The organism is Candidatus Methanomethylophilus sp. 1R26 (genome assembly GCF_001481295.1).
Lineage (GTDB): Archaea > Thermoplasmatota > Thermoplasmata > Methanomassiliicoccales > Methanomethylophilaceae > Methanomethylophilus.
The window spans coordinates 68,561-85,541 of record NZ_LOPS01000027.1; the positions used below are offsets into that span (position 1 = coordinate 68,561).

Sequence of the window (16,981 nt, forward strand, 5' to 3'; positions counted from 1 at the left end):
GGCACGGGCATGCTGCCGGCGGAGCTTGCCGAGATGCTCGGGAGGGACCAGTTCTACTACACCTCGAAGATCGAGCGCGACGGGTGCTGGTTCCTGATGACCCAGGACTACGGGGACGAGGTCCGCGTGTGCCGCACGTGCGGAGGCTCCGTGGTCTCCGTCCTCTCCGGCGCCTATCCGCCGGCGGACGCCCCCGAAGGGGACCCTTCCGCGGTCAAGAGGCTGGGTAGGATCGATCTGGGTCTCGGGACCTTCTCGGTCGGCGAGAGGGGCTCGAAGATCGTCCTGAAGGACATGGGGGCATCGGAATGAGCGGCTGCGAATCCTGCTCGTCCGGATCGTGCTCCAGCTGCTCCAACGGGCGCGTGAGGGACCTCCCGCCCGGGATGCTGCAGGCGTACAAGCTCAACTCTCCCCGCTCGGACGGATTCCTGGTGTGGATCGAGGTGGAGCACCGGCCCGAGGGCCCGCGCATAGCCCGCGTCAGCGAGGAGATCCTCTCCAGGATCCGCGAGGTGAACGAAGGCTCCCGCGTCTGGGGCGTCATCTTCGGCCATTCGGAGCTCAGGCCTCTGCGCAGAGAGCTGTTCTCCTACGGGATCGAGACCCTCTACGAGGTCCACGATAAGCGCCTCGTCGGTTTCGAGCCCGAGGCATACGCCGACTGCCTGGCCAAGATAATCATCCGCACCGAGGCGGCCGCGGTCCTCATGGGGGCCACCCGCCGCGGGAAAGAGCTCGCTCCCAGGACGGCCGCCAGGCTGGAGGCGGGGATGGAGGCCAACTGCGCAGGCTTCGGAGCCGACGGGAGGGACCTGGACATTGAGATCGGCGTGCAGGGCAGGCGCTGCAGAGCGGAATACGCTCATTACCCCCAGTTCGCGACCGTCGTCCCGGGCGCGCTGCCCCTCGGGAAACCGGATACCGGGCGCACCGGGACCGTCATCTATTGGCAGTACGAAGGGGACGACCTGAAGGACATCGTCCCCTCGGAATACCGGGCGTGAGCGCCCGCCGGGAGGGCTTATCCTCCCGGCCTTCTCATCTTATTCTCAGAATTCTGCCGGGCTGTCGTCGACGTAATGCTTCAGGGTGCCGTCGAGGACGCGTTTCGCATGGCCGGTGGCCTTGACGTTGCGCCAGGCCTCCTCTATAGTCCCATCCTTGCCGACGAGGTAGCTGGAGCGGATCGTGCCGGTGACCTCGCGGCCGTAGAGCATCTTCTTGCCCCATGCCCCGCATTCCGCGGCATACTTGTGGCCGGGGTCGCTCAGGAGCTTGACCTTCAGCCCGTACTTGTCCTTGAACTTCCGGTGGGACTCGATAGGATCCCCGCTGACTCCGATGACCGGGACGTTCCTGAGCTGGAACTTGGGGTAGAGGTCGGTGAACTCCTGGGCCTCCTTGGTGCATCCGGGCGTGCCGTCCTGGGAATAGAAGAACAGCACGAAGCGGATGCCGAGCAGGGCCGAGGAATCGATCCATTCCCCGTTCTCGTCCTGCAGGCGGAACGGGGGCATCTTATCTCCCTTCTCCATCAGAACAGCCTCCCGGAGCGCTCGGCGGCCAGCCCGCTGATGTCCATCTCCACGGCGATGACGGGGTGCGTCATCTCGTATCCGGCGATGACCGCGGGCGACATCTCTCCGAAGATGCCGATCCTCTTCCCCTTGTACACTATGAAGGCGCCCCTTCCGGCGATGAAGGTGGGGTAGGAGCAGGGCTCGAGCGAGAAGTCCCCTCCGATCTCACTCAGTATGGCCTCGGTGAGGGACTTGGCCTCGGTGAACGAGCTCTTGGACGCCGCCTGCAGGGCGCACAGGTGCAGGACGGTCTTCGCATCCCTGATGACGAACCCGGTCTCGAATATCCTCTGCGGGAGGTCCCTGTGCTTGTTGTGCCTCAGGATCCTCATGAGACTGGGCAGGAGATAGGAGCGCAGGCAGGTGTGGTCCTCGGTTATCGGGTTCTTGACGGTCACGGAATCGACCTCGGGGAGGCCGGAGATCTCGAACTCGTCCCGGTGGTTGGACAGGGTCAGGGTGGTGACCTCGGTGTAGCCGAGGCCGATCATGACGTCCTTGAGCTTCTCGGAGAAATCGGTCTCAGGGAGGAGCCTGCCGAAGGTCTGGGTCACCGGGACCTTCTGCTTCCCGTAGTTCCCGAAGCCGTACCCTATGGCCACGTCCTCGTAGACGTCGGCGGCCGCCAGGAAGTCCATCCTGTAGGCGGGGATGACGGCGGTGAGCCTGTCGCCTTCGCAGCCGGCGTCCAGCCCCATCCTCCTCAGCGAGGCGACAGCGTCCTCCGGGGAGATCGGCACTCCGATGAACTTCCGGCACTCAGCGAGGGAAACCGTCATCTTCCTGGGCTCCAGGTCGGGGTAGCTCTCCTTCGGAGCGCCTTCCATGTGGACGCGGCAGATGGTGCCGCCCCTCTCGGCCAGGGCCGTGGCGACGATGTTGACGCATTCCTCTACGGCCGATGCATCGAAGCCGGTGACATCGATGAGCAGGTTGCGGGTGTTCACGGTGACGGCGGTGAGCGCCCCGTTGATGATCGGGGGGAAGCTGAGCACGCTGCCGTTGGCATCGGTGATGAGCGGGTACCTGTCGAAACCGTCGAGCAGGCGGGCGTACGCCCTGCCTTTCTCGTGTTTCTCGAGGATCTCCCTCATGGTCATCTTCTGGGTCTTCGCGAGCGGAACGAAGGAGGTCTTATCGGGGTCGGCCGCGGAGAAGGTGAACGGGGGGACGACCTTGTCGAGATCGTGGATCCCGATGGCGACCTTCGTCCTCTTCCTTCCGACGGTGATGTGCAGCTTCTCCTGCAGCTCCATCATCGAGCGGAGGACGGTATCGTCAATCTCCACCCCTTTGACGGCGGCGCACATGAAGTAGGGACGGATCTCTCTGACCTCAGGGGTGACGATCGCCTTTATGTCCGAGTCCTCGACCTTGTAGGTCTTCAGCCCGGGCTCTATTCCGAGGTACTGCCTCATGGCCCTCGCGATGCCCTCGACGCTGTACAGGTCCGGCCGGTTGGGGAAGAACTCCACGGTCATCGCGTCATCGCCGGGGACGGTGTCGCCCGTGTCCGATCCGATCATCTGGAGGTCCTCGAGCGCCTTGTCCTGCGGCAGCTCCTTCCCGATGAGCTTCTCCAAGTCTTTGTAGCTGAAATTGACGTTGGTCATGCTTTGTTCCTCCCCAGCTGTGCGTGGGCCCTGCCGAGCTGGCCGGCGGCCTGGGCGGCCAGGGTCGACAGCTCGCCCGCGAGGACGGTTCCCGCGAGTATCTCGGCCAGTTTCCTGGCCTTGCCCTCGCCCTTGCAGCCCATCATCTCGAGCGCCTCGCGCTGGCACGGCAGGCCGGTGCCGCCGCCGACGGTCCCGAGCTCGACCGCGGGCATCCTGACGCTTATGTACAGGTCCCCGCCGACGTCCTCGCAGTCGGTGAGGGTCATGCTCCCGCCCACGACCTGCGCTGGGTCCTGCCCGGTGGCGATGTAGAAGGCGGCGACCATGTTCGCGGCATGGGCGTTGGCCCCGAGGGTGCCGGCGAGGGAGGAGCCGACGAAGTTCTTCCTCACATTGGTCTCGACGATGAGCGCGGTGGTCGTATGGAGCTTGGACTCCACCAGGTCCTTGGGTATGAGGGCCTCGGCGACCACGGTCTTGCCGCGCCCCTCGATCATGTTGACGGCGGCGGGTTTCTTGTCCGAGCACAGGTTCCCGGAGACCGAGACCATGACAGCTCCCGTGGCCTCCTCGATGACGCGGCAGGCGGCCTCCGAGGCGATGGTGGCCATGTTCATCCCCATGGCGTCCCCGGTCTCGAAGGAGAGCCTCAGGTAGAGCGCGCGGCCGGTGGGGAACTTCTCGATCCTGACCAGCCTGCCGTGCTTAGTGGTCGAAGCGGCGGCCGCCTTGATGTCGTCCTCATGCGCGTCGATCCATTGGATGACCCTGCAGGCGTGCGCCAGCCCGTCCACCCTGAGGACGGGCGCGCGGGTCATGCAGTCGGAGAAGACCTTCGTCCTGGCGCCGCCGGCGGCCGTGATGACGGACATGCCGCGGGAAATGGATGCCACCAGCGCCCCCTCGGTGGTGGCGAGCGGGACCAGGAACTCCCCTTCGGCGTACTCCCCTTCGACCTTCAGGGGCCCGGCGAAGCCCAGGGGCATCTGCACGGCCCCGATCATGTTCTCGATGTTGTGCTCCGCATCCTCTGCCCTGAAGCAGTATTTGGAAATCTTCTCGAGATCCGCGCCGGTGAACTGCTCGACTGCCCCGCGCCTCTCATCGACGTCCGCATGGGTGTGGCCCCTGTTCTTGAGCCCGGTACCGTCAGTCATGCTCCGAGCGAACCTTTCATGGATATTATAATTATTTATGCGCCCGCGGGAAGGCAGCTGATGCGCGGACGGACGCGCATACGGACGGGCGCATCTTCCGGGCCGTCCATGGAAGTTTTATATACCTTCCATGAATCTCCGCAATCACGGATTTGGATGCCGTTCGGTATCTGCCGTGGAAGGAATTGCTCCTTCGGGGCGCGCGGGGCCTTCGGGCGAACGCGTGCAGTGGTTTTTTCGCTATTGCTTCAGTGTCAGCGTTAGCGCCAGTTGTTTTTATATACATGAAGCGGCTATTCCGCCCTGCGGTCGCGCATACTTCACGGTAAGCGCGGCAGAAGGATGAACAAATGGTAACAGTCTACGACGTTCCCGCAGAGAAGCTCATTCTCAGGCTTTCTGAGAAGCTCAAAGAGAACGACAAGATCGTTGCTCCCGACTGGGCCGAGTTCGCTAAGACCGGTATCCAGGCCGAGAGGGCGCCCGTGCAGGGCGACTGGTGGTACACCAGGCAGCCTCAGTCATGAGGAAACTGTATGTCAAGGGCCCCATGGGCACCTCCAAGCTCGCAGGCGAGTACGGAGGATACGTCGACAGGGGAAGCAAGCCCAACAGGGCCGTCAAGGGAAGCAGGAACATCATCAGGAAGATCCTGATCCAGCTCCAGGACGCAGGGCTCCTCGAGGCCACCAAGGACCTCCAGGGACGCAAGGTCAGCCCGGCCGGCCAGAAGCTCCTCGACAGCGTTGCGAAAGAGGTTTTCGACGAGGCCAAGAACTGAAGGGGCGAACGGCATGGACGACGATCCTGAATTGGAGGCTATCAGGCAGAGAAGGCTGCAGGAGATGCAGCAGAACCAGCAGAACCAGGCGGCCCAGGAGCAGCAGGCGAAGCAGATCGAGGCCCAGAAGCAGTCCATCCTCAGGCAGATCATGTCCCCCGAGGCACGCGACAGGCTGGCGAACGTCAAGCTCGCCAATCCCCAGCTCGCCGCCTCTGTTGAGAACCAGCTGATCCGCCTTTACCAGAGCGGCAGGCTTCAGCAGGAGATCAGCGACGCCATGCTGAGAGAGATCCTTCAGAGCATGGTTCCGCAGCACCGCGAAATCAAGATAGAGAGGAGATAAACATGTCATCTACAAAGCCCCCGGCAATGAAAGAGAGGCTCAACAAGAAGATCAAACAGAACCGCCGCGTCCCCGCATGGGTCATGCTCAGGACCAACAGGCAGTTCCTCAGGCACCCGAAGAGAAGGTCGTGGCGCATGGGCAAGCTCAAGGAGTGATTCCGATGGCAGACGAAGTAACCAGGATTATCGTCATCCCCCTGAGGGATGCAAGGCTCGCGCCCAGGTCCAGGAGGACCGAGCGTGCCGTCAAAGAGGTCAGGAAGGCCATCATGCGCCACATGAAGGTGGACGCTGAGCACGTCTGGATCGACAAGACGGTCAACGAGAAGGTCTGGGAGAACGGAATCCGCAACCCCCCTACCAAGATCACCGTGAAAGCGGTGAAGTTCGACGACGGCCTCGTAGAGGTCTCGCTCGCCGACAAGAAGGAGTGAACCGCATGGCAATGAGGCTCTCGAGGGTAGCGGGCACGCCCAACATAGGAGTTGAGGCCGCGGTCAGCGAGAACCTCGCCATTGTCTCCTCTGAGGCCGACGAGGCGTTCATAAAGGACATCTCCGAGGTCCTCGGCGTCAGGTCCGTCCCGACCACGGTCTCCGGGTCCCATGTGGTGGGCTCGCTCGTGGCGATGAACTCGCATGGGGCCGCCGTCTCCGGGCTCATCGAGTCCGCCGAGGCGGACCTCATCGGGAAGGAGCTGCCTATGGTCCTCCTGCCCGATTACTGCAACGCCGCGGGGAACAACATCCTCGCGAACGATAACGGCGCGGTTCTTTCGCCCGAGATCGACGCGAAGACCGCTGACAGGATCTCCGAGGCGCTCGGCATCGAGTGCGTCAGGTCGATGATCGCGGGCTGCGTGTCCGTCGGGTCCGTCGCATGCTGCACCAACAGCGGCTGCGTCGTGACCACCGAGGCCACCGACGACGACCTGCAGCTTCTCAGGGAGGTCCTGAAGGTCGACGTCGTCCGCACGACCGTCAACCACGGTTCCAGATACGTCGGTTCCGGCATCATCGCCAACTCCAGGGGAGCGCTCGTCGCGACGCCACGACCCCCATAGAGATGGGCAGGATAGAGGACGGCCTGGCCCTCTGAGGGCGGGCCCCTTCCTCTGTTCCTTTTTTTCAGGCTTCTTTCTCCGGCCGTCCCGGCCGCTTTCACGACTGGTCGAAGATCCAGTATCCTGTGAAATCCGCTATGTCCCCGGCCGTGAGCTCCACCTCGTTCCCGACATGGACGAACGAATCCGGGTCCTTGCCTTCGGCGTAGCTCGACAGCGGCGACAGCGGCAGCGTTATCCCGCCCGTCCTGTAGCCCACCGGCACGATGACCTTGGGCGATACCGCCGACAGCATCTCGTCGGCGCGGGCGATGGGCAGGGTGCCGAACTCGCCTACCGGGACGAAGACGATGTCCGCGCCCTTCATCCGGGCGATCTCCTCCTCCCCCGGGATGTCCCCGAGGGCCCCGCAGAAGACTATTCTCAGACCGTCCATCTCGAACATGTAGACCGAGTTCCGGCCGCGCTCCTTCCCTCCGGACGCGTCGGCGAACGACGGGAGCCCTTCGAAACTGAAGCATCCGCACTCCTGGCGGCCGAGGGCCTCCGTGAAGTCCTTATGCTTCCCGGTGAGGGAACGGAAGCAGTTCCTCTCGTACGAGTTGTGGGTGCACAGTGCCACATCCGCCGAGGCGGCGGGTTTGGCGATCCCGATGGAACGGCCGTCGTGCGGATCCGTGACGACCCTTACGGAATCGTCCGAGAAGAGGAAGCAGGAGTAGCCGAACCACCTGATGTACATACTCGCCCTCTAATACGTGTCTTCTATAAATCGTCGTATGCCGGGCCCCGCTCCTCCGCGCCGCAGTGCTCAGCATAAAATATGCGCGCGATGATACGAAGGCGATGAAGAAGACCCTGATCCTCGCTGTCGACCGCGATGACGATTTGGCGCCAAAGGAGGCGTCGAATCGCCGGCGATAGGCATGGACGCATGCTACAAGGCGGCCGCCGCCCTGGGCACCGCGGATCCCGAGGATTCCGATACCAACGCGCTCTACGCTGCCATGAACATCTACCGGCAGATGGAGGCGGACGGAGATAATCCGCCTGGGTCCTTCGAAGTGGCGCTCATCTGCGGCAATAAGAAAGTCGGGTACAAGTCCGACGAGGCGCTCGTGGAGCAGCTCGACAGGGTCATCGAGGAGGTCAAGCCCGACCGCGCGGTCCTCGTCAGCGACGGCGCGGAGGATGAGTACATCTACCCCATCATATCCTCGCGTGTCCCCATAATCTCCGTCAGGAAGGTCTACGTCAAGCAGGCCCCCGGGGTCGAAGGTACGTTCTACATCATCCAGAAGACCCTCGAGGACCCTCAGAAGAAGGAGCGTTTCCTGGCCCCGATAGCCTGGATCGTCCTGATAATCAGCGCTGTGTACCTCGTGGTCAACATGTACGACTGCGACAGCGCCGAGGAGTACGTCCTCAAGTCCACCACCCCGCTGATATTCTTCATCGTCGGGGTCCTGCTGATCATCTATTCGTACAGCCTCGACGACAGGATCCACAACCTCATCAAGAGGTCCGACAGGGACGCCCTCGACCTCATCTTCCTCCTGGCTGGTATGGCCTCATAGTCGTAGGAGTCGTCTTCGGTTACTTCTCCCTCTCGGAGTACTACACCCCCCGCATCACCCAGAAAGCGTACATCTTCCTGTCCAACGCCCTGTGGCCGGCCATATTCGGGCTGATGACCTTCACATTCGGCTCGCTGCTCGACGAGTACTTCTCCAAGGGCAAGGTCAAGATCGTCTACGTCGTCCGCTTCCTGGACCTGGTGGCGATCGGCCTCATCCTGTGCGGCGTGTTCGACCTCATCGGCGAGTCGGTGGACATCGTCGACCTCAGCACCACCGTCGTCGGCCTCGAGCTGATTGGCGGCTTCCTGATGGCCATCTTCGCGACCGTTATGCAGATCGCCGTCCACCGCGGGCAGGCCAAGAAAGAGGAAGAGGATGAATTACCAAGAATGGGAGCCTGAGTACCTCGAGATCTGCAGGGACATGGGATACGACCCGGCCCAGGACACGATGTCCGCCAGGGTCCTCCTCGCCGTCACCCAGAACTCGGACCTGCGCATGGGCTCGGACTTCGAAGGGCTCATGAAGGGAACGGTCACGGTGCTCGGAGGCGCCGGATGCCTCGAGAAGGACATCGCCGAGCGCCCTCCCGAGGGCTGCATCATCGCCGCCGGGTCCGCCGCCGGAAGGGCCGGCATAACCCCGGACATCATGGTCACGGACCTGGACGGCGACCTGCAGGCCCAGATCGGCCTGAGCGCGGCCGGGGTCCCCGCCTTCATCCTGGCACACGGCGATAACGCTGAGACGGTCGCCCGCTGCGCCCCGCTGTTCAAAGGGCCCATAGTTCTGACGACCCAGGGGGAGCCGTTCGGCATAGTCGAGTGCCACGGGGGGTTCACCGACGGCGACAGGGCCGTCTGCCTGGCGAAGGAGGCCGGGTCGCAGAGGATCCTCCTCAGGGGGTTCGATTTCGGCAGCCCGATGCCCAAGGCCGGGTCCGACCCGGCGGTTAAGCTTCGCAAGCTGTCCTGGGCGAAGAGGATCATCGAGGAGCACGGCGGCGCGGCCGTCCGGTTCTGAGCGTACGGACGGAGACCCGGGATCGCATCCGCATGCGCAGAAGGGTTCAGGCCTCGGATCCCTCTCTGTTCATACCGTGCGTTCGGGACAGCGGCCCGGCGCCCAATAACGCTATAACCGCGCTCAGGATTAGGGAGGACCGATATGAGCGCGACCGGATGGATACTCCTAATCCTGACCCTTATCTACATCCCGCTGTGGGTGTGGGTGTGGAAGAGCCCCCGCGCTCAGAAGCTGGGCCTCCAGAAGTACGGCCCGATTATCAAGATCAATACCCAGCTCGGCAAGAAGTCCATGGACAAGGTCTGCCGCTTCCATCGTTTCTGGAGGGCGATGGGCGTCTTCTCGCAGGCGGCCTCGTTCATCATGATGGTCCTGATCGTCTACATGGTGGTCGTCGCCGTCATCAACCTGCCCAACCGCCTCAGCAGCGGGACCTCGATAGGCATCGAGTATGTCCTGGCCATCCCCGGCATCAATCCCCTCCTGCCCTTCTGGTACGCCCTCATCGGCCTGATAATCGCCCTGGTCTGCCACGAGTTCGCCCACGGCGTGCAGACGCGCTCCAACGGCATGAGGGTGAAGAACACCGGCCTCCTCTACGGGGTCGTCCCCCTCGGGGCGTTCGTCGAGCCGGAGCAGGAGGATGTGGAGAAGGCCAGCCGCAGGGTGAAGCTCGACCTCTACAGCGCCGGGATCACCACCAACTTCATCATCGCCGGTGTCGCGTTCCTGATAATGTCATTCGGGATGCTGGGGTCGGTCTCCTCCGATTATTCGGACAATTGCGCGGTCTACATGGAGGCCGAGGACTCGCCCGCCTACAATGCGGATATCTCCGCAGGCGACATCATCTCGGAGATTAACGGCGAGACGTTCTATTTCTCGGACGATTTCGATGACGGCCGCACCTATTCTTGGTCTCCCGGGGACCTCGTCACCGTGACGTGCATCTCCGAAAACAGCACCTATAGTGCCCAACTCGTGTGGGGGGTGTACATCAGCAAGATCGCGGAGGATTCCTCCGCGGACAAGGCCGGGCTGGGAGAGGGCATGTTCATCCTATCGGCCGAGCGCGACGGCGTCACGTACAAGTTCTACACCCAGAACCAGTTCTCCGACTTCATGTCCTCCACGAGCGGCGGGGACACCGTGACGTTCACGGTCATGCAGCGTACCTCCGGCGGAACATATACGACAAAGACTGTCGACGCCGTCCTGGACGAGAACAACGGCATCGGATACCTCGGGGTCTATGCCAACACCTCGGGCATGGTCCTCACGACCCCTGAGATCATCCTCGAGACCGCCTCGAATCCCTTCTACGGCGCCGACGGCATGCTGGACTACGTTCAGAGCTCGCTGTCCTACCTGGTCCTCCCCATCAACGGGTTCGACCCCATACCGTCGAGCGTCCAGTGGTGGTACGGTGAGAGCGATGCCTTCTGGATGGCCGCCGAGCTGCTGTACTGGATATTCTGGATCAACATCCTGCTTGGCATCTGCAACGCTCTGCCCGCGGTCCCGTTCGACGGTGGCTTCATATTCATGGGCTGGGTCGACTGGGTCCTCGAGAAGACCGGGAAGAAGGACAGGGCTGCGCGCGAGAAACAGGCCGAGGAGATCACCGGGAACATATCGATACTGATGATCTTCCTCTATGCTATCGTGATCGTAGCGGTGCTCGTCTGATAAGGGCGCAGGCGAAAACTGCTCATTCCTATGAACTCGCATGCTGCAAAATGTCTGCATCCGATGGCAGATGGGTGCCGGAGGACCGTCCCGGGTATGAGATAGGATGGATTGTGTCGGAACTGCAAATTCGAACACTTGGACGATCCCCCGGTGTGCAATCCCATCCGCACACCGAATGACTGGCATATTTCCAGATTACCGCTGGGTATTTAATTAAATTTGAATCCGAACTGATAACATTGCACCCCTGTTAATTTATCCGATTCTTTATCATATCTTTTACCAAATGAAATAGCCAGAATCATAAAAAATCGATTCTCTTGATCAAATGCCCCGAAACAGTGCATGGAATCAATTATAAGAGTGCTGACCATTCATCTCTTCATGTTCAGTCCCGAAAAGGACCTGAGCAGGAAGATAATTGAGCTTCTCGGCAAAGATGGGATGTCGATTAGTTCGCTGGACAAGGAACTATCCAGGCAGGGCATAAAGGACCACCGCCTGGTCCTCACCGGATATCTGAGGGCGATGACCGACCTCGGATACCTCAGGATGAGGGATGTTCCCCCGGCGAAGATCTACGTTCCTGCGAAAAGGCTGCCCGATAACATCTACGATGCCGTGACCGCCGGCGCCCGTGCCTACTCCGGCATAGACACCGACGAAGTGATACTGTACTGCCTGAACCGCCTGTTCCGCAGGCCGGTGTTCGAGTCGGAGCTCCGCCGCTGCGGGATCATGCGCCCTGTAGGCGAGAGAGCGGGCGATGATGCAGTGGCCGACGCCGCGAAGGTCCTGAAGAGGGCCGGCAACATCGTCCCGAGCGATGCCGCCTATGTTCCGGTGAAAGAATATCCTGAGGAATACGACGCGATTGTGGCCGCCGCCGTCCTGGAGGCCACGGACTCCGGGCACCTGGTCATGACGACCAAGCAGACGAAGCTCTTCTGAAAAGGTTAATATCCGCGGGTGCGTGCCTGGGGAATATGGCCCTGCAGGAGGTTATCGACGCCATCCGCGGATTCCCGGGCGCACCAGGAAGGGAAAGATACACGAGGTCGTCGACCTGTTGCCGACGGATTCGTTCGCTAACGTGGCCGCCGCCGAAGGCGAGGACGCCGCCGCCATCGATGACGGCGACCACTACATCCTCTTCGCCGCCGACGGCATCATGGAGTCGCTGGTCGAGTCTGACCCGTACATGGCCGGCTATTTCGCGGTCCTGGTCAACATCAACGACATAGCCGCCATGGGCGGCAGGGCGACCGCCATGGTGGACGTCATGTCCATGTCCGACGAGGTCCTCTGCGGGAGGATGCTCAGGGGCATGGAGGAGGGCGTCCGCAGGTTCAGGGTCCCGATCGTCGGAGGCCACACGCATCCTGACTGCGATTACCATGCCATCGACATCTCCGTCATCGGCAGGGTCAGGAAGGACGCCCTGGTCCGGAGCAGCACCGCCGCCGACGGGGACGACGTCGTCATGGTCATGGACCTGGACGGCCACTATCCAAAGACCACACCGTACGCATGGGAGACCACCCTCGCCAAGGACCCCAAGCTCGTGAGAAGGCAGATGGAGGCCGCCGCCATCGTGGCGGAGAACCACTGGGTGCACGCCGGCAAGGACCTCAGCAATCCAGGCAGCGTGGGCACGCTCGGCATGCTCCTCGAGACCTCGGAGATGGGCGCTGAAGTGGATATCCGCAGCATCCCCATACCGGAATCAGAGAAAGGGGAAGGCCTCATCCGCTGGCTCCTCGCCTATCAGGGATGCGGGTTCGTGTACTCGTGCCCTCCGGAGCATTCTGCCGACGTCATCGCCGAGTTCGCCAAGGTCGGCTGCGCCGGGGCGGTCGTGGGGAAGATCAACTCCTCCCGCAGGCTGACCCTGACCATGGACGGAGAGAAAGGCGTCCTGTTCGATTTCACCAAGGACATCATCACCGGATGCAGGCCGAAAAGCCGCCGCAAATCGGAATGATCCGCGGCCCCTGCATCCGGGCCGGAAGAAATACCGCCCGATCGAGAGAAAAGTGTTAGGCACGGAAAGGTGGACGTCACTTCCGCGGCCGGTAATCCATCTCCCTCCTCAACCCTGTATCCCCGCAAACGTCGGTAGCTCGAGGTTAGGCTGCTCCCGTCAGGGCCTGGCCCGGTCCCCCCGATTGGCGCGCTCCGCGATCCCCTCCGGGAACGAAGGACGCGTACTCCAACTCTGCAGGACAAAGTATCATCGTCGTTCGAAGGGCCGGCCGTTTCCGCTCCGCCGCCCCCTCCAGTCGCCCACGCTGTGACGATTGCGTGTTCAGGGCACGCCAAGCTCCCCGGCCAAGCCTAACGTGGTGGTAAAAGGACGGTCCGTATTTAACAAGTATGCTTTTCGGAAACTTCCTCTTCCTCATATATGATTGAACAAGCGATTTCAAGCACTGCCCTGAACCGCACGGCCATCAGCTCGCCATGGCCGAATTTCCAGATCCGGCCTTGTATCCTCGTAATCAACTGACCGGCCTATATAGCTGCAACTAGGCCTACAGAGACGTTTTCTCTGCAATCATTTATTAACGTCCCGCCCGTGAGGATGGCTGAGTGGTCCATTGAACGATGTTCAGACCTGCCTGCTGTCGATGTACAATGACATTGCCGCCGTCCTCGACGCGCACGGGTTCCGCTATTACGCTTTGTACGGCACGGCCATCGGCACGGTGCGCCACAACGGGTTCATCCCGTGGGACAACGACATCGACCTGGGGGTCTGGGCGGAGGACCTGCCGGCGGTCATGGACGCCCTGGAATCGGACCTAGACAAAGAACGCTACTACGTCCACGACCCTACCGCCGATACCCATCCCCATGTCATGCTCAGGACGGAGGACATGGAGAAGGGCCTGGGTTCCGAACAGACCCCGTTCATCGACATTTTCCCGATCGAACGCTATCCGGAGGGCAGGTTCAGGCGCGCCGTCTCCTTCGCAGCGGTGTGGGGCCTCCACATATGGGTCACGGCACTGAACCGCGTGAGGCCGCTGGCCGTCCACCGCATGCTCTCCTGGATACCGGCAGGGCATATGAGGCTGGCCGAGCTCATGCCCGAGGAAGGCTCGCGCACGACCGCCATCTACACGACAGCGTTCGCGAAGGAGCTCTTCCCCGCCGATTGGTACGGCACCCCTGTCAGGCACAGGTTCGAGGACACCGAGATCCCCCTCCCGGAGAAATGGGACCTCCTCCTGACCGCGGAGTTCGGGGATTACATGACGCCACCTCCCGAGGACCAGCGCACCGGGGCGAAAGGGTTCCCGCTGAGCGTCCTGAAGGATTACATAATGGAGAAACGGGGCATCGACTGCCGCCGCATCCGCAGGCGCCGATTCATCTGTCGCCGCAGAGGATGCAGCTCCCGTGGCCGGAGGCGATGAACCTCGGGTCGGCGCCCTCGAGCTCCTTCAGGAGCTCCCCGTACTTCTCGCGGCTGGGCATGAAGTGCCTGTCCACGGTCGTCAGGACCTTATCCCAGGTGTCCTCTTGGATCTTCCCGTCGGACATGCCGCGGAAGAACAGGTCGGAGCTGTAGAAGACGCCGCTGCCGCGGTCGAGGCAGAGGACACCGTTCTGGAGATGGACCTCGGACGGGTACTTGTAGAACCTGAGGGCGAGCTCGCGTCGTTGATGCCGTTTGCCGAATCGCCGACTATTATCCTGCCTTTGTATCCGAATCCCTGCATCTCCTTCGCGGTGAACGAGGAGCAGATGACGGAGATCTTCGGATACTTTTTGTGGAACAGCATGTACCCGCCGCACTCGTCGGATTCCATATGGGATATGAAGAGGTACTTCAGCGGTTTCCCGCCGAGTATGCGGTCTATGCGCGGGAGTATCCATTCCGCCTGGGACGCGGTGCCGGTGGCGAACATGATGGGGGGATCGGAGGCCAGCAGGTACTGGTGCACCGGCATGGCCATCATCCCCACGTTCTGCGAGAACTGGTAGAGCTTCCCGAATATCGGCGATTCGCGGTCCATCACTTTTTCCCCGGGCCGTCCGCGAGGGACCTGCCGACGGAGAAGGCCTTGGCGATTTCCCCGCCGACATGCATGTACCTCCTGGTCTCCCCGTCGAACACCAGGGGGTCGAGCTTCGCGATGTCTATCTTCCCGTCGGTCAGGATCCTCTCGTCGGCGCTGACATTGACGATCTCGGCCACCACGCGGATCGTGTCCTCGGCGATGGTGTCATGCGATACAACCTTGCACTCGAACGTCAGGGGGAACTCGTCGATGACAGGGGCGTCCACGTGCGCGCTCGGGTGCGAATGCAGGCCGGACCTAGCGAACTTGTCGGGCGTCTTGTTGGCGGAGACGATCCCGAGGTAGTCCGCTTCCTTCACGTGCGCGGCGTCGGCGATGCTGACAGTGACCGCTCCCCTCTCCATGAGGGACACCGACGTGTGGTGGGAGGCGGTGAGGCAGATCCCGATGCGGTAATCATCGTCTATGCCGGCCCACGCGGCCATCAGGGCATCGGTCTTCCCCTCTTTGTCGTAGGCGGCGACGATAACGGCGGGCATAGGGTACAGCAGGGTCTTCCTTCCCAGGTCTTTCCTCATGCGGACCGTATCGGAAGGCGGTTATATCAGCTGTTCGCGCCGATGATCGGTGCCGTCAGCATCTCTGTTTATATACAAGGAGCGGATAATCCTGAAGCGTGCTACGTGTTAGCACGGTGTACGTTGATAGATATGTCTGCAATATTCGGGGAGAGTGCTGAAGAATGAGCATCATGGGCCTCACGGACCCTTGGATCATCGGGGCCTATGCGCTTTGCATCATAACAGTGGTGCTCTGCTGCCTCGTCGGCATTCTCGGAGGAGGACGCAAGAACATCTCCAAAGAGGATGCCGATGAGGGAGATGAAGACGGGGGCATGGACCAATGAGCGGCGTTTCGCTGCCCATATTGGCCGTCATGATCGCCGTCTTCGGAGCGGTCACGGTCTACCTCGGATATTACGGATACCGCAACACGCGCGACAACAAGGAGTTCCTGCTGGGCAGGAACAAGACCAACTCCGTCATCATCGGGCTGTCGTACGGCGCCACGTTCCTCAGCGCCAGCGCCGTCATCGGGTTCGGGGGGCAGGCCGCGACGCACGGCCTCACCCTGATGTACCTGTGCTTCCTCAACCTGTTCGTCGGCCTGTTCGTGGCGTTCCTGTTCTTCGGTCCCAGGACCAGGCGCATCGGCAGGAGGCTGCACGCCTCCACCTTCGCCGACATCCTCGGAAAGATGTACTCGTCCAAGGGGATACGCGCGTTCACCGCCATCCTCATCATCGTGATGATGCCGATCTACTGCGCTGCCGTGCTCAAAGGGGGCGTCAACTCCGTCGCCGTCATCACCGGGCTGAACGACTACTACGACGAGATCCTCGTGATCATGGCCGTCATCGTCGGCCTCTACGTCATCTACGGCGGGATCATCGCGGTCATGTACAACGACGCGCTGCAGGCCGCCGTCATGTTCTGCGGCATGGCGGTGATCCTCGTGGTCACCTTCGCGGAGCTCGACGGCGTCACCGCGGCGTTCGAGAGCCTGGCGGACCTGCCGGCATCATCGGCTTCCGGGGTGCTCCCCGGGTTCGAGGGCTGGGACAGCGTGGCGGACTTCGAATCTTCGGAATGGATGCTGGTGGTAACCACGTTCCTGATGGGCGTAGGCCTGGGCGTGCTGACCCAGCCGCAGCTGATCGTCAGGTTCATGTCCGCCAAGGACGACCGCATGCTCGACCGCTCCCTCATAGTCGGGAGCATCTTCATGTTCGTCATCGTCGGCACCGCCTACACCTGCGGAGCACTGTCCAACGTCTTCTTCTGGAACAACGGAGAGGGGCTGGCGGCGGCGCACGTCGCGAGCATCTACGGCAGCGGGTCCACCGACTTCATCATCCCCCAGTTCATCCTCGAGCTCTTCGACGGGAAGACCGGAGGCGACTTCATCGTCTGCCTGTTCCTCCTGTCGCTGATCTGCGCATCGATCTCCACCATAAGCGCGCTGATGCACACCATCGGGGCGGCCGGGGGGATACGACCTGTACACGCTCGCCAGGCAGCGCAGGGAGCGCAATGAGGCAGAT

Annotated in this window: 21 protein-coding genes, 1 other RNA gene and 2 pseudogenes; 16 read left to right on the forward strand and 8 right to left on the reverse strand. The window is 61.9% G+C overall.

The features are described 5' to 3' along the window. The first annotated feature begins 9 nt into the window (after positions 1 to 9). Both AUQ37_RS12425 and AUQ37_RS05720 read left to right on the forward strand, forming a co-directional pair. Complete coding sequence (locus AUQ37_RS12425; RefSeq protein ID WP_058747775.1) at positions 10 to 312, forward strand: hypothetical protein; 303 nt, start codon at positions 10 to 12, stop codon at positions 310 to 312. Continuing rightward, positions 309 to 1,007, forward strand: a complete 699-nt coding sequence (locus AUQ37_RS05720) for a hypothetical protein (RefSeq protein WP_058747776.1) — start codon at positions 309 to 311, stop codon at positions 1,005 to 1,007. The genes AUQ37_RS12425 and AUQ37_RS05720 overlap by 4 nt, the downstream gene beginning before the upstream one ends. 45 nt (positions 1,008 to 1,052) lie before the next feature. Here the strand turns inward: AUQ37_RS05720 and AUQ37_RS05725 are convergent, their stop codons facing one another. From AUQ37_RS05725 to hmgA, 3 genes are read right to left on the reverse strand one after another with little or no spacing between them, the layout of a single operon-like run. After that, on the reverse strand, positions 1,053 to 1,538 hold the full coding sequence (locus AUQ37_RS05725; protein ID WP_058747777.1) for a peroxiredoxin: 486 nt from the start codon (positions 1,536 to 1,538) through the stop codon (positions 1,053 to 1,055). Beyond that, positions 1,538 to 3,196 carry a phenylalanine--tRNA ligase subunit beta gene (gene pheT / locus AUQ37_RS05730; protein ID WP_058747778.1) on the reverse strand — a complete coding sequence of 553 codons (1,659 nt, stop codon included), beginning with the start codon at positions 3,194 to 3,196 and terminating at the stop codon, positions 1,538 to 1,540. Before pheT ends, AUQ37_RS05725 begins: the two co-directional genes overlap by 1 nt. Further along, entirely contained in the window at positions 3,193 to 4,356 is a 1,164-nt protein-coding gene (gene hmgA / locus AUQ37_RS05735) for a hydroxymethylglutaryl-CoA reductase (NADPH) (RefSeq protein ID WP_058747779.1), read from the reverse strand. Before hmgA ends, pheT begins: the two co-directional genes overlap by 4 nt. A gap of 350 nt (positions 4,357 to 4,706) precedes the next feature. On the opposite strand from hmgA, the pseudogene AUQ37_RS05740 reads away from it, so the two are divergent. The 5 genes and pseudogenes from AUQ37_RS05740 to AUQ37_RS05760 all read left to right on the forward strand — a co-directional run bounded on the left by AUQ37_RS05740 (position 4,707) and on the right by AUQ37_RS05760 (position 6,548). Further along, positions 4,707 to 5,137: pseudogene (locus AUQ37_RS05740) on the forward strand (30S ribosomal protein S19e). Positions 5,138 to 5,150: 13 nt separating this feature from the next. Beyond that, a complete protein-coding gene (locus AUQ37_RS05745) occupies positions 5,151 to 5,483 on the forward strand; it encodes a DNA-binding protein (RefSeq protein WP_058747780.1) in 333 nt (110 codons plus the stop codon). Positions 5,484 to 5,485: 2 nt separating this feature from the next. After that, positions 5,486 to 5,641: a 50S ribosomal protein L39e gene (locus AUQ37_RS05750; protein ID WP_058747781.1), complete on the forward strand. Its 156-nt coding sequence runs from the start codon at positions 5,486 to 5,488 to the stop codon at positions 5,639 to 5,641. Positions 5,642 to 5,646: 5 nt separating this feature from the next. Further along, on the forward strand, positions 5,647 to 5,919 hold the full coding sequence (locus AUQ37_RS05755) for a 50S ribosomal protein L31e (protein ID WP_058747782.1): 273 nt from the start codon (positions 5,647 to 5,649) through the stop codon (positions 5,917 to 5,919). A 5-nt stretch (positions 5,920 to 5,924) separates the two neighbouring features. Next, a complete protein-coding gene (locus AUQ37_RS05760) occupies positions 5,925 to 6,548 on the forward strand; it encodes a translation initiation factor IF-6 (RefSeq protein ID WP_201013788.1) in 624 nt (207 codons plus the stop codon). A gap of 97 nt (positions 6,549 to 6,645) precedes the next feature. Here the strand turns inward: AUQ37_RS05760 and AUQ37_RS05765 are convergent, their stop codons facing one another. After that, positions 6,646 to 7,290 carry an MBL fold metallo-hydrolase gene (locus AUQ37_RS05765; RefSeq protein WP_058747783.1) on the reverse strand — a complete coding sequence of 215 codons (645 nt, stop codon included), beginning with the start codon at positions 7,288 to 7,290 and terminating at the stop codon, positions 6,646 to 6,648. Between the two features lie 157 nt (positions 7,291 to 7,447). Between AUQ37_RS05765 and AUQ37_RS13015 the strand changes: the two are divergent. The 6 genes and pseudogenes from AUQ37_RS13015 to AUQ37_RS05795 all read left to right on the forward strand — a co-directional run. Then, positions 7,448 to 8,125 (forward strand): annotated as a pseudogene (locus tag AUQ37_RS13015) (DUF373 family protein); the annotation flags it as partial. After that, positions 8,122 to 8,529, forward strand: coding sequence for a DUF373 family protein (locus tag AUQ37_RS13020; RefSeq protein ID WP_255354891.1), 408 nt, complete (start codon positions 8,122 to 8,124; stop codon positions 8,527 to 8,529). The pseudogene AUQ37_RS13015 and the gene AUQ37_RS13020, both read left to right, overlap by 4 nt. Continuing rightward, positions 8,504 to 9,151: a 6-hydroxymethylpterin diphosphokinase MptE-like protein gene (locus AUQ37_RS05780; protein WP_058747786.1), complete on the forward strand. Its 648-nt coding sequence runs from the start codon at positions 8,504 to 8,506 to the stop codon at positions 9,149 to 9,151. The genes AUQ37_RS13020 and AUQ37_RS05780 overlap by 26 nt, the downstream gene beginning before the upstream one ends. A 144-nt stretch (positions 9,152 to 9,295) precedes the next feature. After that, a complete protein-coding gene (locus AUQ37_RS05785; protein WP_058747787.1) occupies positions 9,296 to 10,843 on the forward strand; it encodes a site-2 protease family protein in 1,548 nt (515 codons plus the stop codon). Positions 10,844 to 11,230: 387 nt separating this feature from the next. Beyond that, positions 11,231 to 11,797 carry a hypothetical protein gene (locus AUQ37_RS05790; protein ID WP_058747788.1) on the forward strand — a complete coding sequence of 189 codons (567 nt, stop codon included), beginning with the start codon at positions 11,231 to 11,233 and terminating at the stop codon, positions 11,795 to 11,797. A gap of 118 nt (positions 11,798 to 11,915) precedes the next feature. Continuing rightward, positions 11,916 to 12,830: an AIR synthase related protein gene (locus AUQ37_RS05795; RefSeq protein WP_235584970.1), complete on the forward strand. Its 915-nt coding sequence runs from the start codon at positions 11,916 to 11,918 to the stop codon at positions 12,828 to 12,830. Between the two features lie 53 nt (positions 12,831 to 12,883). Here AUQ37_RS05795 and ffs read toward each other — a convergent pair. Further along, an RNA gene (gene ffs / locus AUQ37_RS09600) (signal recognition particle sRNA) lies at positions 12,884 to 13,189 on the reverse strand. A 257-nt stretch (positions 13,190 to 13,446) separates the two neighbouring features. Here ffs and AUQ37_RS05800 point away from each other — a divergent pair. Continuing rightward, entirely contained in the window at positions 13,447 to 14,268 is an 822-nt protein-coding gene (locus tag AUQ37_RS05800; protein WP_058747789.1) for a phosphorylcholine transferase LicD, read from the forward strand. Here AUQ37_RS05800 and AUQ37_RS11200 read toward each other — a convergent pair. The 3 genes from AUQ37_RS11200 to AUQ37_RS05810 are packed head-to-tail and all read right to left on the reverse strand — an operon-like array spanning position 14,222 to position 15,455. Continuing rightward, positions 14,222 to 14,395, reverse strand: coding sequence for a hypothetical protein (locus tag AUQ37_RS11200; RefSeq protein ID WP_201013789.1), 174 nt, complete (start codon positions 14,393 to 14,395; stop codon positions 14,222 to 14,224). The genes AUQ37_RS05800 and AUQ37_RS11200 overlap by 47 nt on opposite strands. Then, a complete protein-coding gene (locus tag AUQ37_RS05805; RefSeq protein ID WP_201013790.1) occupies positions 14,350 to 14,871 on the reverse strand; it encodes a hypothetical protein in 522 nt (173 codons plus the stop codon). Before AUQ37_RS05805 ends, AUQ37_RS11200 begins: the two co-directional genes overlap by 46 nt. Then, entirely contained in the window at positions 14,871 to 15,455 is a 585-nt protein-coding gene (locus tag AUQ37_RS05810) for a flavin reductase family protein (RefSeq protein WP_058747790.1), read from the reverse strand. The genes AUQ37_RS05805 and AUQ37_RS05810 overlap by 1 nt, the downstream gene beginning before the upstream one ends. 164 nt (positions 15,456 to 15,619) lie before the next feature. On the opposite strand from AUQ37_RS05810, the gene AUQ37_RS09980 reads away from it, so the two are divergent. Both AUQ37_RS09980 and AUQ37_RS05815 read left to right on the forward strand, forming a co-directional pair. Beyond that, positions 15,620 to 15,784, forward strand: a complete 165-nt coding sequence (locus tag AUQ37_RS09980; protein WP_157844303.1) for a hypothetical protein — start codon at positions 15,620 to 15,622, stop codon at positions 15,782 to 15,784. Next, complete coding sequence (locus AUQ37_RS05815; protein WP_201013791.1) at positions 15,781 to 16,974, forward strand: sodium:solute symporter; 1,194 nt, start codon at positions 15,781 to 15,783, stop codon at positions 16,972 to 16,974. Before AUQ37_RS09980 ends, AUQ37_RS05815 begins: the two co-directional genes overlap by 4 nt. Positions 16,975 to 16,981: the final 7 nt, after the last annotated feature.

Coding starts and splice junctions, on each gene's coding strand:
- AUQ37_RS12425 (WP_058747775.1), top strand. CDS start 10: ATGCTGCCGGCGGAGCTTGCCGAGATGCTCGGGAGGGACCAGTTCTAC.
- AUQ37_RS05720 (WP_058747776.1), top strand. CDS start 309: ATGAGCGGCTGCGAATCCTGCTCGTCCGGATCGTGCTCCAGCTGCTCC.
- AUQ37_RS05725 (WP_058747777.1), bottom strand. CDS start 1,538: ATGGAGAAGGGAGATAAGATGCCCCCGTTCCGCCTGCAGGACGAGAAC.
- pheT (WP_058747778.1), bottom strand. CDS start 3,196: ATGACCAACGTCAATTTCAGCTACAAAGACTTGGAGAAGCTCATCGGG.
- hmgA (WP_058747779.1), bottom strand. CDS start 4,356: ATGACTGACGGTACCGGGCTCAAGAACAGGGGCCACACCCATGCGGAC.
- AUQ37_RS05745 (WP_058747780.1), top strand. CDS start 5,151: ATGGACGACGATCCTGAATTGGAGGCTATCAGGCAGAGAAGGCTGCAG.
- AUQ37_RS05750 (WP_058747781.1), top strand. CDS start 5,486: ATGTCATCTACAAAGCCCCCGGCAATGAAAGAGAGGCTCAACAAGAAG.
- AUQ37_RS05755 (WP_058747782.1), top strand. CDS start 5,647: ATGGCAGACGAAGTAACCAGGATTATCGTCATCCCCCTGAGGGATGCA.
- AUQ37_RS05760 (WP_201013788.1), top strand. CDS start 5,925: ATGGCAATGAGGCTCTCGAGGGTAGCGGGCACGCCCAACATAGGAGTT.
- AUQ37_RS05765 (WP_058747783.1), bottom strand. CDS start 7,290: ATGTACATCAGGTGGTTCGGCTACTCCTGCTTCCTCTTCTCGGACGAT.
- AUQ37_RS05780 (WP_058747786.1), top strand. CDS start 8,504: ATGAATTACCAAGAATGGGAGCCTGAGTACCTCGAGATCTGCAGGGAC.
- AUQ37_RS05785 (WP_058747787.1), top strand. CDS start 9,296: ATGAGCGCGACCGGATGGATACTCCTAATCCTGACCCTTATCTACATC.
- AUQ37_RS05790 (WP_058747788.1), top strand. CDS start 11,231: ATGTTCAGTCCCGAAAAGGACCTGAGCAGGAAGATAATTGAGCTTCTC.
- AUQ37_RS11200 (WP_201013789.1), bottom strand. CDS start 14,395: ATGTCCGACGGGAAGATCCAAGAGGACACCTGGGATAAGGTCCTGACG.
- AUQ37_RS05805 (WP_201013790.1), bottom strand. CDS start 14,871: ATGGACCGCGAATCGCCGATATTCGGGAAGCTCTACCAGTTCTCGCAG.
- AUQ37_RS05810 (WP_058747790.1), bottom strand. CDS start 15,455: ATGAGGAAAGACCTGGGAAGGAAGACCCTGCTGTACCCTATGCCCGCC.
- AUQ37_RS09980 (WP_157844303.1), top strand. CDS start 15,620: ATGAGCATCATGGGCCTCACGGACCCTTGGATCATCGGGGCCTATGCG.
- AUQ37_RS05815 (WP_201013791.1), top strand. CDS start 15,781: ATGAGCGGCGTTTCGCTGCCCATATTGGCCGTCATGATCGCCGTCTTC.